Raw genomic sequence first — 16,452 nt, 5'->3', positions numbered from 1 at the left:
GCCCGGCCCGCGAACCCGGCGCATCAGCCGGGCCTGCGAACCGGGATCGCCTAAGAGGCCGCGCGGTCCATCCAGCGGACCTCGTACGGCTCCAGCACGACGTCATCACCGCCGGCCCGCACGTCCTGGCGGTCGCCCGTGGTGTTGACGAGCACGAGACGGCGCTCCTGGGCGAGAACGCGCACCCGGGAATTCGACCCCGCCACCGGATCGATCCGGGTGCCGGCCGGGAACCAGCGGGCGAACTCCCCCAGGAGGTCCAGCGTCGGCGACGGGGCTCCATCGGTGTTCGAGACCAGGCAGAGCGCGCAGTCGTCCCGCCTGTCGCGTGGCGCGTAGGCGTCCCAGTAGAGCACCGTGTCCGCGCCGCTCTCGGCGAACTCGATCAGCGCGGCCGCGGTCACCGCCAGCCGCCGCGACTCGGTCCACTCCAGCGCCGGGCAGGAGCCGCCCGGCTCGATCGACACGCAGGGCAGCGGGTAGAACTCCGCCCACCAGACGGGCAGGCCCGACCGCTCGCGCAGCCACCGCGTCATCGCGCCGAACTTGCCGAGCGCGCCGAACTCGTCGGGCCGCTGAACGCCGTCACGCGGCACGGACCCGCCGTCGACGACGACGAAGTCCGCGCCCCGTTTGTGGCGCAGCCAGTAGTCGACGGCCTTCAGCGCCCGGCCGTCCACCGATCCCCACGGCCCGCGCACGTCCGACGGGCTCGGCGAGTCGCCCGCGTAGCTGTCGACCGGGATGTACGGCCCGCCCACCTGGATGCCGGGATCCACGGCCTTCAACGCGTCGTAGACGCGGTTGTACAGGTCGGTGTAGGCGATGGCGTTCCACTCGCCGCGTCCGTTGTCCCACAGTCCCTTGAACTCGTTCCACACGATGTACCTGCGGACATGCGGGTAGCGGCGGGCGACGGCGGCGGCGAGGGCGGCGAAGTCGTCGAAGTGCCGCTGCCGCGGCGCCATCTCGATCAGGCTCCAGTCCGTCTTCCCCGGGTGGCCGCCCTTCATCCAGTCGGGGGCGCAGCACAGCGTGATGACCGGCGCGCCGCCCGTCTCCGCCATCAGCTTCACCCGCGCGTCCAGCGAGGCGAAGTCGAAGATCCCCGGCCGGGGTTCCGGATTGTCGGCGCCGAAGCCCATGATGTGCTGGTTCTGCACGAGGCTCTGGGCGCCGAGCGCCCGTTCGGCCGGCCCGGCGATCTCCGGCGCGTCCTCCACCGGGGTGTACTGCGTGTGCGTCAGCCCCCAGCGCGGCCAGTCGGCGGGCCCTCCCGTCCGGGTGAGGCCGAGCGGCTCGACCGTGGCGGCCGCGCCGCGGCCGGGCACGGGCGACTGCCCGGAGCCGCGCCGGAGCGCGACCAGCCACAGGAGCGCCGCTACCGAACCGACGGCGAGCAGCGCGGACAGCAGGGCGATCGGCCAGCGGGGGCGGGGACGGCCGCCGGGCGGCCTGACATGGCGTCCTCGGCTTGGTGCCACCGGGAAAGCGTAGCCGTTTCCCCGGCAAGCGGCCCCCTCATGGGAGAAGACAGGAGAAGATGGGGCACGTGCAGATATCGGTGATCCGTCCCGGCGAGCTCGGCCCGACAGAGCTGGCCCGGTGGCGCGAGTTCCAGGACGCCGACCCCGAGCAGGACAACCCGTTCCTGTCGGCGGAGTTCGTCACGACGGTGGCGGAGCTGCGCCCGCAGGTGCGGGTGGCGGTGATCGAGGACGGCTCCGGCGTCGCCGGCTTCTTTCCGTACGAGCGGCACCGGCTCGGCATCGGCAGGCCGGTCGCGGCCGGGCTCACCGACCTGCAGGGCATGGTGTACGCAGCGGGCCTGGAGCTCGAGGCGGCGCGGCTGCTGCGCGCGACCGGGCTGGCCGCCTGGGAGTTCGACCACCTGCACGCCGGCCAGCCGATGTTCGCCCGGCATCACTCCGGCCGTCACCCCTCCCCGGTCATCGACCTCGACCAGGGGTACGACGCCTACCTGGCCGGGCTGCGCCGCCGCTCGCCGACCACCCATCGGATGACCCGCTACAAGCGCAACCGGCTCGGCCGGGAGATCGGCGAGGTGCGCCACGAGGCCGAGTCGTCCGACACCGCGGCCCTGCGCGACCTGCTGCGGTGGAAGTCGCTGCAGTATCGGCGCACCGGCCGTACCGACCGGTTCGCCAGCCCGTGGATCGTCGAGCTGGTGGAGCGGCTGCACGCCATCCGCACCGACGGCTTCGCCGGCTGCCTGTCCCTGCTGCGCGCGGGCGACGAGGTGGTCGCCGGCCACTTCGGAGTGCGTACGGCGAGCCAGCTGTGCACCTGGTTCCCCGCCTACGACACGCGGTTCGGCAAGTACTCCCCCGGGCTTCTGCAGCATCTCGGGATGGCCGAGGACTTCGCGGCGATGGGCCTGCGGCACATCGACATGGGCCGTGGTGAGAAGGACTACAAGGAGAGCCTGAAGACCCGCGACCTGCAGGTGGCCGAGGGCCGGGTCGCGCGGGCTACCCCGGCGGCCGGGGTGCACTGGGCGCTGCGCGTGCCCGTGCGCGGCCTCCGCAACGCCGTGCTGGCCAGGCCGTACCTCAGGGACCCCGCCGACCGGATGCTCAAGGCGTACGGCAGGCTCGTCAGAAGGTGACCGGCAGCCGCCTGACCGCGTTGTTGAAGGTGGACACCATCGGCTCGGGCGGCCCGGCGAGGCGGATGCCGGGCAGGCGGGCGTAGAGCTCGCCCAGCAGCACGGTGAGCTCGCGCTTGGCCAGATGGGCGCCCAGGCAGTAGTGCGCGCCCGGCCCGCCGAAGGCGACGTGGGGGTTGGGCGTGCGGGTGATGTCGAAGACGTCGGGATCGGCGAACACCCGCTCGTCGCGGTTGGCCGAGTTGTAGAAGAGCACGACCTTGTCGCCGGGCACGAGCCGCAGGCCGCGCAGTTCGTGCTCGGCCACGACCGTCCGCTGCAGCTGGGTGATCGGCGAGGAGTACCGCACGATCTCGTCGATCGCGCCGCCGACACGGCCGTCGAAGTCCGACAGCAGCAGCTCACGCTGCTCCGGGTGCTCGGCGAGCAGGGTGACCGCGTGGGACAGCGCGTGACCCGGCGTGTCGATCCCGGCGACGACCAGGAGCAGGAAGAACGCGCCGAGCTCCATGCCGGTCAGCCGCTCGCCGTCGACGTCGGCGTTGGCGAGGGCCGAGATGACGTCGTCGCCGGGCCGCCTGCGCCGCTCCCGGCCGAGCCGGACCACGAGGTTGCGCAGGCCGAGCGTCGCCCGGGTGTTCTTGACCGCGTGCCGGAGCATGCCCTTCGGGTCGCTGCGCACGGCCTGGTACTGCACCGTGTCCCTGACCCAGCCCAGCACCTGGGGCCGGTACCGCTCGGGAATGCCGAGCAGGTCGCAGACCACGTGGGTGGTGAACCGCTGCGCGACCAGCTCGACGAAGTCCCCTCCCCCGGCGGCGGTGAGCTCGGACACGGCGTCGGCGGCCCGGCGGCGGATGTCGTCTTCCAGCCTGGCCATCATGCGCGGCGCGAAAGCGCGGGACACGATGCGGCGCAGCCGGGTGTGCTCGGGCGCGTCCATGTTCTCCAGCGAGTCGCCGTAGACGTGCTTCACCCAGCCCGGCGGCTCGGGGTTGCTCACGGCGGGGCTGTTGGCGAACACGGCGGCGTTCCGGCTCGCCTCGACGACGTCGGCGTGCCGTACGAGCGCGTAGAAGCCCTTGCCCGACCGGGCCAGCGGCACCTTGGGCTGGGCGAAGAAGACCGGCTGCTCCCGCTCGCGCAGCCGCGTGAACACGCCCGCGCGTTCGGCCGCCGGCCGCGCCCAGAAGTCGATTGCGGCGATGTCGAGTTCGGCGATGACGGTCACCTCACCAGAGTGGCACAACCTACGATGGAGCATCTCCGTCTCTGAGAAGGAATACATGCAGATCTCGGTCATACGCCCCGGCGAGCTGGGCCCCGGCGAGATCGCCGAGTGGCGGGCGATGCAGCAGTCCACGCCGGAGCTGGCCAGCCCCTTCCTCGCGCCCGAATTCGCGATCGCCGCCGGGGAGGTGCGGCCCGGCGCGTTCGTCGCTGTGATCTCCGAGGGCGGCCGCAACGTCGGCTTCTTCCCCTTCGAGCGGCATGCGATGGGCGTGGGCAGGCCGATCGCCGGGTGGGTGTCGTTCGCCCAGGGCGTCGTGCACGCGCCGGGCGCCGAGTTCGACACGGCCGCGCTGCTGAAGGGCGCCGGCCTGGCCGTCTGGGAGTTCGAGTTCCTGGTGGGCGGCCAGCCGTGGTTCGCCCCGCACGCGGCGCTCACCGCCGAGTCCGTGCTCATCGACGTGGCCGACGGCTACGACGCCTACCTGGAGCGGATCAAGGCGCGGTCGCCCCGCACGATCAAGACGGCGATGTCCCGGCTGCGCAAGCTCGGCCGCGAGATCGGGGAGCCGCGGGTGGAGCTGCACTCCGCCAGTGTCGCGGAGCTGCGCCTGCTCATGAAGTGGAAGTCCGCCCAATATCGGCGCATCGGCCGGCCCGACCGTTTCGGGCAGCCGTGGGTCGTCGAGCTGGTCGAGCGGCTGCACGCCGGCCGGGCTCCCGGCTGCTCGGGCACGCTCACCATGCTGTACGCGGGAGAGGAGCCGATCGCCGGCCACATCGGGCTGCGCTCGCCGTCCCTGCTGGCCGGGTGGTTCCCCGCCTACGACGCCGGCTACGGGAAGTACTCCCCCGGCCTGCTCCAGCACCTGCTCATGGCCAGGGCGGCCGCCGAGGCGGGGATCCGGCAGATGGACTGGAGCACCAGCAAGGGCGACGACTACAAGCAGACGCTGCGCACGGGTGGTCACCCGGTGGCCGAGGGCTGCGCGCGCCGCCGCTCCGCCGGGGCCGCGGTGCACTGGGTGCGCAACACACCGGTCCGCCGGGCCCGGCAGTACGTCCTCGACAACCCCCGGCTGCACGGCCTCGCCGACCGGATGCTCCGGAGCTACGGCGGGTTGCGCGGCGATTCGGGGAAAACTCCCACCGACCGATAAACCCGCTTTCCCGATGCGAATCCATTTCACGTGTTATCGGCGCACAAGATCGCGTGCGACCCTACGATCGGGTCACGATGGCGTAACGGGCAATCGTGGTGCGGCCCGGAATTTTGTAGAGTCGCGGTGTGCCTGCGATCTGGATGTATCACTCGATCGACCATTACACGTACGATCCTTATACACTGACGGTGCATCCGGAGAAATTCGAGGCCCAGATCAGGTGGCTTTACAAACAGGGCAAGCGAGGCGTTTCCACCCGGGAGCTGCTGGCCGCCGACAACCCTCGTGACCTGGTCGCGCTCACGTTCGACGACGGATACGCCGACTTCCTGCCGCACGCGCTGCCCGTGCTGCGACGGTACGGTTTCACGGCCAGCCTTTACATAGTCTCCGGGCTGCTCGGTCAGTACAACAGCTGGGATGAGCCGGGACCGCGTAAGCCGCTGCTCACCGCCGACCAGCTCCGTGAGATCAGCGATGAGGGCATGGAGATCGCCTCGCACGGGCTCACCCACACCGCGCTGACCACATTGGACGACGCCGCTCTCGAACACGAACTGGTCACCAGCCGGGCCGTACTCAAGGAGATCACCGGCCAGCCCACCGACGGCATCTGCTATCCGTACGGCTTCGCCGACGAGCGGGTCCTCGGGGCGGTGCGGGCCGCCGGGTACGCCTACGGATGCGTCACGGTCGACCCGTATCCGGAGCCCGCCCCCTACGCCTACACCCGATCCTGTGTCGGAGACCGGTACGGGCCGCTGCGGCTGCGGATGGAACCGGTCGAGAAGTGGCTGCGCGGCCGGCTCCGCCAGATCAGGCCGGTCCGCGCGGCCGGCCACATCGCCGCCGGGCAGATGGTGGCCGTGCCGCCCCTCCTGGAGGGCATCGCCCGCCTCGCGGAGCACGCCCCCCTCTGAGGCCCCGCGCCCCCGGGGTTCAGCTGGTCGCGCCAGCGGCCTCGAGACGGCGCCGCACCCACGGCTTGGACACCAGGCCGAGCGCCAGCGCGGCGACCACGTATGACCTGATCTCCAGCGGGCTGGCGAGGAACGACCGGCGCGCCCAGCGCAGCGCGTTACGCCGCATCCCGAACATGCCCCACGCCATGCCGATCTGCCCGGCGAGCCGGGCGAATCCGCGGCGCTCGGTGGAGAACTCCGGATAACCGGCGAGCAGCCACTCGCAGGCGGTGGCGATCGTGGCCCAGTCTCCGGTGAAGTGCGAGGTCCGGCCGTGGACCCGCACCCTGACCCCGACCACGGGCACGTACACGACGGGCGAGTGGCGTGCGGCCCGCAGCAGCATCTCGTAGTCCTCGCCGAACCCGCCCGGGATGTCCTCGGCGAACAGGCCCAGCGGCCCGAGGAATGCCTCCCTGCGTACGAGGAACGAGTCCGCGCACGCCTCTTTGATCCGCGAGTGCAGCAGATCCACATGGGCGATCTGCGGTTTGCCCCACAGACAGGTGACGGTCCTGTCCGTGTAGACGGTCTCCGCTCCGCAGGAGGCGAACAGCGCACGCGGGCGCTCGCGCAGCGCGGCGACCTGATGGGCCAGCTTGCCCGGCAGCCACAGGTCGTCGTCGTCGCAGAAGCCCACGAGTTCGGACTCGGTGGCGAGGATCCCGGCGTTACGGCCGGCCGGCAGCCCCGCGGCGCGATCGTTGCGCATGACGCGGACCCGGCGCTCGGGCCCCGCCGGCCGCTCACGCCCGCCCGCCGGCTCGGCCAGACTCTCGTCGGGCTCGGCCCGGTCGAACACGACCATCACTTCGACAGGACCGGGATAGTCCTGCTCGACGATCGAGGCGACGGCCTCTCGGAGAAGCTCCGGACGGTCTCCCCGGGTGCAGATCACGGCCGCGACGGACGGCGGGACTCGCTCGCTCATGCAAGCAGATCGTAGCGAGACCACCGGTCAGGTGCGGGAGATCCAGCGCACCTCGTACGGGGCCAGATCGAGTCTCCTGCCGTCCGCCTCGGCCCGGACCCGCTCGCCCGAGGTGTTGACGACCAGCATCCGCGCCCGCTGCGCGAGCACCCGCACCGACGACGGCGAGGCGTGGACGTGGACCGTCTCGGTGCCCCGGGGGAACCAGCGGGCGAAGTCCTGCAGGAGCGCGAGCATGTGCGTCGGCCGTCCCCCGCCCCTGACGCGGGGGTCGGTCCACAGGCAGCCGACCGGGCACTCCCGGCCCGGCTCCTGACGGTTCCAGTACAGGACGGTCTCGGCCTCGCTCCTGGTGAGCTCCATCAGCGACACCGCGCTCACCGCCAGGCGTTTGGCGTCGGACCAGCCCGAGCGGATCGGCTCCGGATACCACTCGGCCCACCAGATCGGCAGCTTGATGTTGTGGTGCAGCCAGCGCCCGATCGCCGCGAATTTCCGCTGCGCGCCGAAGTCGTCGGGCAGCATGCCCTCCTCGCTCTCGGCCGTCCCGTCCACGACGACGAAGTCGGCCCCGAGCTTGTGCCTGTTCCAGTAGCGCAGCGCGTCGAGCACCCGCTGGTCGACGTTCCCCCAGGGCCCGTGCAGCTCGGACGGGGCGTCGAAGTCGGCCATCACCGGGTAGGGCCCGCCTACCTTGATCTTTGGATTGACCGCCTTGAGCGCCTTGTACACCTTGTTGTACATGGCGGTGTATCCCTCGTAGTTCCACCGGTGCCTGGACTCGTCGAAGAAGCCCTTCAACTCGTTCCAGACGATGTAGTGGGTCACGTCGGGGTACCGCTGCGCCACCTTGGCCGCGAGGTCGGCGAAGTCCTGGTAGTGCTCGGGCTCCGGCGCCCGTTCGATGTGCCGCCAGTCGGTGTCGCCGGGCTTGCCGCCCTTCATCCAGTCGGGGGCGCAGCACAGCGTGATGATCGGAACGCCGCCGGTCTCCCTGATCAGGTCGATGCGCTCGTCGAGCGAGGCGAATTCGTACCTGCCGGGGCTCGGCTCCGGGTTGAGCGCGCCGAAGCCCATGATGTGCTGGTTCTGCAGCAGCCGTCGCTGTGCCAGCGCCCGGTGCACCGAGGCGATCGCGTCCCGGTCACCGTAGTCCGCCGTGTACTGCGTATGCGTGAAACCGACGACCGGCCAACCCGGGGAGGATCCCTTTCCCGCGTCCGCCTCCGGCACCGCCGCGGCGGTCGCCGGGCCCTGGCTCGCCGCGGCGCCACCCGGAGCGTCGCTCGACGCCCCGCTCACCGTCGTCCCCGAGCAGGCCAGCACGACCAGCCCGGCGATCAGCGCCCCGGCGGCCCTGACGGCCCGCCGGCGAAACCCCACCCGCACCGCTCCCCCTTGCCCGAACAGGCCGGCGTACGACATCCGGCCCACCCCGGTCCGCCACCCGGCACGACCGTGCTCGACGCTATAGCAGGCTCAGTGCGACCAGCCCATCTTGAGCCGTGGCTGTGGAAAACTTGGCGATCGGCTGAACCCGGGGGGTGCCGGAGCGATCGGTGCGGCGGCCCCCCGTCAGAGGGCCAGGCCGAGCAGCGCGTCGGCCAGGTCGCGGACCAGGCCGGGGGCCGCGGCGTCGTCACCCTCGGCCCCCGCCCACGCGTCGATGATCGCGAGCGCGCCCGGCGTGTCCAGATCGCCGGCGATCCGCTCGCGCACCCCGGCGAGCACCGCGACGCCGTCCGGCCCGGCCGGCCGGGCCACCGCGGCACGCCAGCGTGCCAGCCTGGCCTCCGCCTCGGTGAGCTGCTCCGGCGTCCACTCCCAGTCTTCCCGGTAGTGGTGGGCGAGCAGCGCGAGCCGGACGGCCATGGGGTCGGCCGTCTCCCGCAGGCGGGACACGAACACGAGGTTGCCGCGGGACTTCGACATCTTCTCGCCGTCGAGGCCGACCATCCCGGCGTGCACGTACGCGCGGGCGAACGGCCATTCGCCGGTGGCGACGTGCCCCTCGCATGCGCCCATCTCGTGATGGGGGAAGACCAGGTCGGAGCCGCCGCCCGCGACGTCGAAGCCGGTGCCGAGGTTGCCCAGCGCGATGGCGGTGCATTCGATGTGCCAACCGGGGCGGCCCGGGCCGAACGAGGAGGGCCAGGAGGGCTCGCCGGGGCGTTCGCGCCGCCACAGCAGCCAGTCGAGGGGGTGACGCTTGCCCGCACGCCCGGGATCCCCGCCACGCTCGGCGAACAGCTCCAGCATCGTCTCCTCCGGCAGGCCGGAGACGGCTCCGAACTTGGGGGCGGCGGAGACCGGGAAGTAGACGTCCCCGTCGAGTTCGTAGGCGGCGTCCCGCTCGGCGAGCCGGCCGATCAGGTCGGTGATCTGGCCGACGACCTCGGTGACGCCCACGTACTCGCGGGGCGGCAGGATGCGCAGCGCCTCCATGTCCGTCCGGAACAACTGGATCTCGCGCTCGGCGAGCTCCCGCCAGTCCTGGCCCGTCGTCTCGGCACGTTCCAGCAGGGGATCGTCCACGTCTGTGGCGTTCTGGGTGTAGTGGACGTCGCGGCCCGCGTCTCGCCAGGCGCGATTGATCAGGTCGAAGGCGAGGTAGGTGTTCGCGTGCCCGAGATGGGTCGCGTCGTACGGCGTGATTCCGCAGACGTACATCCGGGCCTCCCCGGACGGGGCGGTCTCGCGGATCTCGCGCACAGCGGTGTCGTACAGCCGGAGCGGAAGACCTGAACCGGGCAACCTGGGGACATTCGGGGCAGACCACGATCGCATGGTCTGAAGCCTATCCGCGCCCCGGCCGATTCCGTTCAGCCGGTGTCCACCTGATGCCACGACGAAAGATCGTCGGGCAGTGGGCAGAAATCATAGCGCAGGCCGTGCTCGGCCAGGGCGACGAGCGTGACCGACAGGCTCGCGAAGACCCGCCCGTCGGGCAGCGTGTGCCGGACCAGCAGGGCCCGGGGATCGTCGCCGGGCAACTCGGCCGTCGAGCTCAGGCGCAGCCACTCGCCCCAGAAACGCGCCGGTGAGCCGCCCTCCCGCCACCGTGGCCGCGGCGCGGCGGCGAACCTCGGCAGGAACCACGCCGTCCTGGGATCGCCGTCGCCGCGTTCCCATCCCGAGTTGACCACCATGTGCAGCCCCGGGGGCAGCTTGTCCTCGGTGAGCCGGTCGCCGTCCCAGCTCCACAGCCGCGCCCCGTCGATCCCGCCGATCAGCAGATGGAACGGGTCGTAGCGGCGCAGTTCCAGGGGTGGGAGCTCACCGGCCTCCGCCGCCAGCAGCGGGAGCTCGCCGCGAGATCTGCGGATGGCGGGCGGCGCGGCGGCCCCCCGGCCGTTGAGCAGCGCGGCGACCCTCGGCACGGCGGGGTCGGCGGCCAGCCAGGTGCCGCCGGCCTCCAGGTCCCGGCCGCCGATCAGTCCGGGATGAGCCGGCCAGTGGCGTGCGGGGGACATCCAGGGACGGGTGACGAACTCGTCACGCACCCCGGCGAGAAGCACCGGTGCCGAAGCCTCCGGTGCGACGCTCACGATGACCGTACACAATGCGCGTTCCCTCCATAACGGTAGAGACTTCTGCAGAGTGCACAATCCCTACGTTTTATGCAAGAGCCGCTCGGAATCGGCCGTGTTTCCCCGAGTCGTCCGCCCGGACGCATGGCCTAGACGGGAGGCCAGGGGATGGCCGGCCAGTCCTCCGAGGGGTGGGGGTGGACGCCGCTTTCCATGAGGCGTCTGACCCGGTCCCGGGTGGCCACGACCTCGGCCGGGATGAGCAGTTCCCGTAGTCTACGGCCGAGCCGGCCCTTGTCGATCTCACGCTCCAGCCGCTTCAGCACGGAGACGGCCTCACGCGAGAGCGACTTGCCCCGCCACTGCCACAGCACCGTACGCAGCTTGTCCTGCACGGCGAAGCAGACCCCGTGGTCGACCCCGTACACGTGCCCGTCGGTCAGCGGCAGCAGATGACCGCCCTTGCGGTCGGCGTTGTTGACCACCGCGTCGAACACGGCCATGCGGCGCAGCGCCGGGTTGCTGCTGCGCATCAGGGCCACCGGATCGGCCTCGGGATCGGTGTCGATCCACAGTTGCACCATGCCGGGCCCGAAAGGGCCGTCGCGGTAGACCGTCGGGGGCACGATCCGCCAGCCGGTGACCGCCGCGACCTCGTAGGCGGCGACCTCCCGGGCGGCGAGGGTGCCGTCGGGGAAGTCCCACAGCGGCCGCTCCCCCCGCACCGGTTTGTACACGCAGGCCGCGCTGTGCCGGCCGTTCCTTATCGTGCAGTAGAGCGTCATGTTGGTGGCCTCGACCAGCCGTCCGGCCACCTCCATCACGCCGTCCCGCAGCAGGTGCAGCGCGGTGGCGTCGTCGAGCGCGGGGCCGTCCGTCTCTGTGAAGCTCGGCTCGCCTCCGGGGGTCATGCGGGTCCCTGCCCGGACAGCTCGCCGGGGTGATGGCCGTTGAGCCGGACGCAGATGTGGCCCTCAGGATCGAGTGGCCTGCCGCACAGCGGGCAGGGCGGGCGGCCGGCCGCGACGATCTCCAGCGCGCGCCGGCTGAACGCGCGGGCCGCCGCGGCGCTGATGCGCACGCGCAGCACGGCCGGGTCGGGACGGTCGCCGAGCGCGGCCGTGATCTCCTCCTCGTCCTCGGCCTCGTCGGTCGCCTCCTGCGCCTCGATGATCACCTGGGCGGTCTCCGGGTCCCAGGCGAGCGCCATCGTCCCCACCCGGAACTCCTCGTCGAGCGGCAGATCGAGCGGGCCTTCGTCGGCCGGTTCCGTCGGCGCCACCGCCGGGACGGGGGCGCGCCCGCCGGTGCGGCGCAGCACCTCGTCGAGCAGCTCGTCCAGCCGATCGGCGAGCACGGCGACCTGAAACTTCTCGAGTGCGACCGTCGTGACCCTGCCCTGGCCCCGGGCCTGCAGGAAGAAGGCTCGCGCGCCCGGTTGCCCAACGGCACCAGCCACGAACCTCTCAGGCGGATCGTAGTCGAAGACCGGCATAGCCCGACCTTACGTGGTTCCGGCTCCACCGCCGACGGCGGCGTCGCTTCCGGTGATGTTTTCTCCCCCGCTCGCTTCCTCCGGAACCTCACTCCGGGGCGCTAGATTACCGACCTCCCCGCCGACGTCGTTGGCCCTGAGCAGGAACGGCCGCAGCGGGGTGTACCTGATCACGGTCAGGGACGCCGGATCGACCGTGATCCGCTGGAACTGGTCCAGGTGGAGGCCGAGCGCGTCCGCCACGATCGCCTTGATCACGTCACCGTGGCTGCACACGAGGTAGGTCGCCTTGTCGCCCAGCCGCTCGTTCCATTCGCGTACCGCACGCACGGCCCGGCTCTGCACCTCGGCCATGGCCTCGCCGCCGGGGAACACCGCCGCGCTCGGGTGGGCCTGCACGACCTGCCACAGCGGTTCCTTGGCGAGATCCCCGAGCGGCCTGCCGGTCCACTCGCCGTAACCGCACTCCTCGAACCGCTCGTCGATCTCCATCGACAGCGCCCGGCCGCGCGCGATCGCCGCCGCCGTCTCCCGGCACCGCTCCAGCGGGCTCGAGACGATCGCGTCGAGTTCGAGGGGCGCCAGCCGCCGCGCCAGGGCGCCAGCCTGCTCGCGCCCGCGCTCGTCGAGGTGCACGCCAGGGGTCCGTCCGGCGAGCACCGGCCCGGTCAGCTCGGTGAGGCCGTGCCGTACGAGAAGAACCGTCGTCATGATGAGACCACCCCAAGGGCGAGCAGGGTGAGCAGGAACGCGCCGGCGAACACGCGGTAGGCCACGAACAGGACCGTCGAATGCTTCGCGACGTAACGCAGCAGCCAGGCGATCGAGGCGTACCCGACGACGAACGAGACCACCGTGGCGATCACCGTCGGCGTCACGGGCACGCCGCCGCCCACGTGCCGCAGCTCGAACAGCCCCGACAGGACCACGGCGGGGACCGACAGCAGGAACGAGTAGCGCGCCGCCGCCTCACGGGTGTAGCCGAGGAACATCGCGCCGGTCATCGTCGAGCCCGAGCGCGAGGCACCGGGGATCAGCGGCAGCATCTGCCAGGCGCCGATGACCAGGCCGTCGCGCATGCCCAGGTCGGCGACCTCCTTCTTCTTCCTCCCCCACTGGTCGGCCAGCAGCAGGAGGAGCCCGAACACGATCAGGAACGTCGCGTTCAGCCACAGGTTGCGCGCCGGGCCCTCGATCGCGTCCTTGAAGAGCAGGCCGGCGACGCCGATCGGGATCGTGCCGAGGCCGATGTACCAGCCCATGCGCGCGTCGAGGTGCCCGCGGAGCTCCGGCGTCCAGAGACTGCGCGCCCAGGTCCAGAGGATCCTGACGATGTCGCGCCAGAAGAAGATGACGACCGCCAGCATCGTGCCCAGCTGGATCACCGCGGTGAACGCCGCGCCGGGATCGGGCCACCCGGCCAGTTTGGGCACGATCAGCAGGTGCGCGGAACTCGAGATGGGCAGGAACTCCGTCAGCCCCTGCACGACGCCGAGCACGATGGCTTGCAGTACGTCCATGGTCCGGACAGCCTATCGGCTAGTCTTACCAGGCAATGGACCAGCGATTAGTCGGGCGCAGCGGTCTTTCGGTGTCCAGGATCGGGCTCGGCACGATGACCTGGGCCCGGGACACCTCGGCGGAGGAGGCGACCGCTCAGCTCACCGCATTCGCCGACGCCGGGGGCACGCTGATCGACACCGCCGACGTGTACGGCGAGGGCGACGCGGAGCGCCTCATCGGCACGCTCATCCGCGACGTGGTGCCCCGATCCGACCTGGTGATCGCCACCAAGGCCGTGCTCACCCCGGGGGGCGACCGCAACGCCTCCCGCCGCCACCTCATCCGGGCCCTCGACGCGTCGCTCGCCCGGCTCGGGATCGACGAGGTGGACCTGTGGCAGCTCCACGCCTTCGATCCCGCCGTCCCCCTGGAGGAGACCCTCTCGGCCGTCGACCTCGCGGTCTCCACCGGACGTACGGCCTATGCCGGAGTGTGCAACTACACGGGGTGGCAGCTCGCCGCCGCCGCCGTGTGGCAGCGGTGCGGCGAGGCGCGATCCCCGATCGTGTCGGCACAGGTCGAATACTCGCTGCTCGCCCGCGACGCGGAGCTTGAGCTGCTGCCGGCCGCCGCGCACGTCGGCGTCGGCGTGCTCGCCTGGTCGCCACTCGGGCGGGGCGTGCTGACCGGGAAGTACCGCACCGGCATCCCGGCCGACTCCCGCGCGGCCACCCCGCACTTCGCCGACTTCGTCCGGCCCTATCTCGACGAGCGCTCCCGGCGGATCGTGGAGTCCGTCACGACCGCGGCCGAGGGTCTCGGCGTGTCGCCGCTCGCCGTCGCACTCTCCTGGATCCGCGACCGGCCGGGCGTGTCCTCGGCCATCATCGGCGCGCGGACCCACGCGCAGCTCCTCGGCGTGCTGCAGGCCGAGAAGCTGACCCTCCCCTGGGAGATCCGCGAGGCCCTCGACGACGTCTCCGACTCGTGACGGTCAGAACGAGAAACCCATTCACGTATCACACATCGATACCGAATCGCAATGTTCTACTGCATAACTCCGGCAGTGTGGCGAAGAGTGACAGAGGTAGCGAGAACGGGTCTCGGACCGTGAGAACCCCGGGGGTCAGGGGAATCGGGGGCGACGGGGCAGGACGTGACGGGTCAGGGAGAGGGAATTCAATTCATGGGGATCGGACGCAAGACCTCCGCGATCTCCGGGGGGGCGCTCGCGCTCGCCCTGGGCGGAGGACTCCCCGTTCTGAGCGCGACACCGGCGTACGCGCTGGACTGCACCGGCGCCGGGATCGTATCGGGCGTCACCAACACTCTGTGCTCGGTCGTGGGCGGCGTGACCGGCACCGTCGGCCAGGTGACCGACACGCTCGACCAGGCGACCGGCGGCGCGACGGCTCCGCTCAGCGAGACGGTGAACGGCACGCTGGACACCGTGGGCGGCGCGGCCGGCAGCACGCTCGACACCGTGGGCCACACCGTGGACGAGACCCTGGACGGCGCCCTGAGCGGTGAGGCGGGCGGCGCCCTGGGCAAGGTCGGCGAGACGGTCGCGAAGACGGTCGGCGACGCGGGAAAGACGGTCGGGACGGCCGTCGGCGACACGGGCAAGGCCGTCGGAGAGACGGTCGGCGAGACGGGGAAGGCCGTCGGCGAGACGGTCGGCCGGCTGGCCCCGGACATCGCCCCCACCGCCGGGCGGATCACCGAGGGGCTGACCGATCCCGTACGGGAGACCTGCCTGCCGCTGCTGAACGGAAGCCGGTGCGTCGACCCGGGAGGTTCGGGGAAGACGGAGCGCCCCAGGCACCCGCGCGGGCACACCGCCGAGGTGTCCCCCGGGCCGGCCCGGGGGACACTCCCGGTCGAGCCGTACCGCCCGCGCTACGTTCCGGTGGACCGGCGGACCGAGGCGGACGGCGAACACGTGCATCCCGACACCGACGGCATCCTCCCGCTGCTGTGGCCGGGGCAGCGGATGCCCGAGATGGCCTACCGGAAGCGCGGTAAGACCGTGCTGCCGAGCCGGACGCACGACCCGGCGGGGACGGCGCTGACGGCCGCGCTGCTGCTGTCGGCTCTGACCGCCACGCGCGTGGTCTCCGCCCGGCGGGCGCGCGCCGGGCAGCGGGAGTCGATCCCGCTCGAAGGCGGGATCGGGCTGCCGCGCCGGACTGGCCGGCACCGGCTCGCCTGAGCGGCCCTCGCCGCCGGTCAGCCGCCCATGGCGTGCACGCCGCCGTCGACGTGGACGATCTCGCCGGTGGTCGCCGGGAACCAGTCCGACAGCAGCGCCACGCACGCCTTGGCGGCCGGGACCGTGTCGCTCAGGTCCCAGCCGAGCGGCGCCCTGGCCGGCCAGCTCTCCTCGAACTCCCGGAACCCGGGGATGCTCTTGGCGGCCATCGTGCGCAGCGGACCGGCCGCGACGAGGTTGACGCGGATGCCGTGCTCGGCGAGGTCACGGGCGAGATAACGGGAGCACGACTCCAGCCCCGCCTTGGCCACGCCCATCCAGTCGTAGACCGGCCACGCCTTGGTGGCGTCGAAGTCCAGGCCCACGATCGCCCCGCCGCCCCCCTTCATGAGCGGCAGGCACGCGACGGCCAGCGACTTGAACGAGAACGTCGACACGTGCACGGCGGTGGCGACGTCCTCCCACGACGTGTTGAGGAAGTTGCCGCCCAGACAGGACTGCGGGGCGAAGCCGATGGAGTGGACGACGCCGTCGAGACCGTCGAGGTGCTCGCCGACCCGGTCGGCCAGCGTGTCGAGGTGCTCGGTGTCCTGGACGTCGAGCTCGACGACCGGGGGCGGCTCGGGCAGCCGCTTGGCGATGCGCTCGACCAGGCTCAGGCGGCCGAAGCCGGTCAGCACCACCTGGGCGCCCTCCTCCTGGGCCAGCCTCGCCACGTTGAACGCGATGGAGGACTCGGTGAGGACACCGGTGACCAGCAGTCGCTTGCCTTCGAGCAAACCCATGTACAGCTCCAG

At 71.7% G+C, this 16,452-nt stretch carries 16 protein-coding genes; 5 read left to right on the top strand and 11 right to left on the bottom strand.

What is annotated here, in order from left to right:
- Positions 1 to 50: 50 nt before the first annotated feature.
- Entirely contained in the window at positions 51 to 1,484 is a 1,434-nt protein-coding gene (locus ACQP1K_RS12520) for a xylan 1,4-beta-xylosidase (RefSeq protein ID WP_433501047.1), read from the bottom strand.
- Between the two features lie 59 nt (positions 1,485 to 1,543).
- Between ACQP1K_RS12520 and ACQP1K_RS12515 the strand changes: the two genes are divergently transcribed.
- Positions 1,544 to 2,629, top strand: coding sequence for a GNAT family N-acetyltransferase (locus ACQP1K_RS12515; RefSeq protein WP_433501046.1), 1,086 nt, complete (start codon positions 1,544 to 1,546; stop codon positions 2,627 to 2,629).
- Here the strand turns inward: ACQP1K_RS12515 and ACQP1K_RS12510 are convergent.
- Positions 2,619 to 3,860, bottom strand: a complete 1,242-nt coding sequence (locus tag ACQP1K_RS12510; RefSeq protein ID WP_433501045.1) for a cytochrome P450 — start codon at positions 3,858 to 3,860, stop codon at positions 2,619 to 2,621. The two genes, ACQP1K_RS12515 and ACQP1K_RS12510, sit on opposite strands and share 11 nt — an antisense overlap.
- A 55-nt stretch (positions 3,861 to 3,915) precedes the next feature.
- Here ACQP1K_RS12510 and ACQP1K_RS12505 point away from each other — a divergent pair, with 55 nt between their 5' ends.
- Positions 3,916 to 5,019 carry a GNAT family N-acetyltransferase gene (locus ACQP1K_RS12505; protein ID WP_433501044.1) on the top strand — a complete coding sequence of 368 codons (1,104 nt, stop codon included), beginning with the start codon at positions 3,916 to 3,918 and terminating at the stop codon, positions 5,017 to 5,019.
- Between the two features lie 191 nt (positions 5,020 to 5,210).
- Positions 5,211 to 5,942: a polysaccharide deacetylase family protein gene (locus tag ACQP1K_RS12500; RefSeq protein WP_433501043.1), complete on the top strand. Its 732-nt coding sequence runs from the start codon at positions 5,211 to 5,213 to the stop codon at positions 5,940 to 5,942.
- A 19-nt stretch (positions 5,943 to 5,961) separates the two neighbouring features.
- On the opposite strand, the gene ACQP1K_RS12495 is transcribed toward ACQP1K_RS12500, so the two are convergent.
- From ACQP1K_RS12495 to ACQP1K_RS12460, 8 genes are all read right to left on the bottom strand, one after another.
- Complete coding sequence (locus tag ACQP1K_RS12495; RefSeq protein WP_433501042.1) at positions 5,962 to 6,915, bottom strand: glycosyltransferase family 2 protein; 954 nt, start codon at positions 6,913 to 6,915, stop codon at positions 5,962 to 5,964.
- Positions 6,916 to 6,942: 27 nt separating this feature from the next.
- Positions 6,943 to 8,340 carry a GH39 family glycosyl hydrolase gene (locus ACQP1K_RS12490; RefSeq protein ID WP_433501041.1) on the bottom strand — a complete coding sequence of 466 codons (1,398 nt, stop codon included), beginning with the start codon at positions 8,338 to 8,340 and terminating at the stop codon, positions 6,943 to 6,945.
- Positions 8,341 to 8,490: 150 nt separating this feature from the next.
- Positions 8,491 to 9,702, bottom strand: a complete 1,212-nt coding sequence (gene mshC, locus ACQP1K_RS12485; RefSeq protein WP_433501040.1) for a cysteine--1-D-myo-inosityl 2-amino-2-deoxy-alpha-D-glucopyranoside ligase — start codon at positions 9,700 to 9,702, stop codon at positions 8,491 to 8,493.
- Between the two features lie 35 nt (positions 9,703 to 9,737).
- Positions 9,738 to 10,463: an NRDE family protein gene (locus ACQP1K_RS12480; protein ID WP_433501039.1), complete on the bottom strand. Its 726-nt coding sequence runs from the start codon at positions 10,461 to 10,463 to the stop codon at positions 9,738 to 9,740.
- 131 nt (positions 10,464 to 10,594) lie between these two features.
- Positions 10,595 to 11,356, bottom strand: a complete 762-nt coding sequence (locus ACQP1K_RS12475) for an SCO1664 family protein (protein WP_433501038.1) — start codon at positions 11,354 to 11,356, stop codon at positions 10,595 to 10,597.
- Positions 11,353 to 11,940, bottom strand: a complete 588-nt coding sequence (locus tag ACQP1K_RS12470; RefSeq protein ID WP_433501037.1) for a DUF3090 family protein — start codon at positions 11,938 to 11,940, stop codon at positions 11,353 to 11,355. Before ACQP1K_RS12470 ends, ACQP1K_RS12475 begins: the two co-directional genes overlap by 4 nt.
- Before the next feature lie 9 nt (positions 11,941 to 11,949).
- Positions 11,950 to 12,651, bottom strand: coding sequence for a histidine phosphatase family protein (locus tag ACQP1K_RS12465; protein WP_433501036.1), 702 nt, complete (start codon positions 12,649 to 12,651; stop codon positions 11,950 to 11,952).
- Positions 12,648 to 13,460: an undecaprenyl-diphosphate phosphatase gene (locus ACQP1K_RS12460; RefSeq protein ID WP_433501035.1), complete on the bottom strand. Its 813-nt coding sequence runs from the start codon at positions 13,458 to 13,460 to the stop codon at positions 12,648 to 12,650. Before ACQP1K_RS12460 ends, ACQP1K_RS12465 begins: the two co-directional genes overlap by 4 nt.
- Positions 13,461 to 13,495: 35 nt before the next feature.
- Here ACQP1K_RS12460 and ACQP1K_RS12455 point away from each other — a divergent pair, with 35 nt between their 5' ends.
- Together ACQP1K_RS12455 and ACQP1K_RS12450 are read left to right on the top strand one after the other, a co-directional pair.
- Entirely contained in the window at positions 13,496 to 14,434 is a 939-nt protein-coding gene (locus tag ACQP1K_RS12455; protein WP_433501034.1) for an aldo/keto reductase, read from the top strand.
- Positions 14,435 to 14,629: 195 nt separating this feature from the next.
- Positions 14,630 to 15,655: a hypothetical protein gene (locus ACQP1K_RS12450; protein WP_433501033.1), complete on the top strand. Its 1,026-nt coding sequence runs from the start codon at positions 14,630 to 14,632 to the stop codon at positions 15,653 to 15,655.
- Between the two features lie 17 nt (positions 15,656 to 15,672).
- Here ACQP1K_RS12450 and fabI read toward each other — a convergent pair whose 3' ends face one another.
- Positions 15,673 to 16,440 (bottom strand): enoyl-ACP reductase FabI, encoded by a 768-nt coding sequence (gene fabI / locus ACQP1K_RS12445; protein WP_433501032.1) that lies wholly within the window; start codon positions 16,438 to 16,440, stop codon positions 15,673 to 15,675.
- Positions 16,441 to 16,452 lie beyond the last annotated feature (12 nt).

It is taken from the genome of Sphaerimonospora sp. CA-214678 (assembly GCF_050942215.1).
In the GTDB taxonomy this organism is placed as follows: domain Bacteria; phylum Actinomycetota; class Actinomycetes; order Streptosporangiales; family Streptosporangiaceae; genus Sphaerimonospora.
This window is presented reverse-complemented; position numbering and strand designations above follow the sequence as displayed.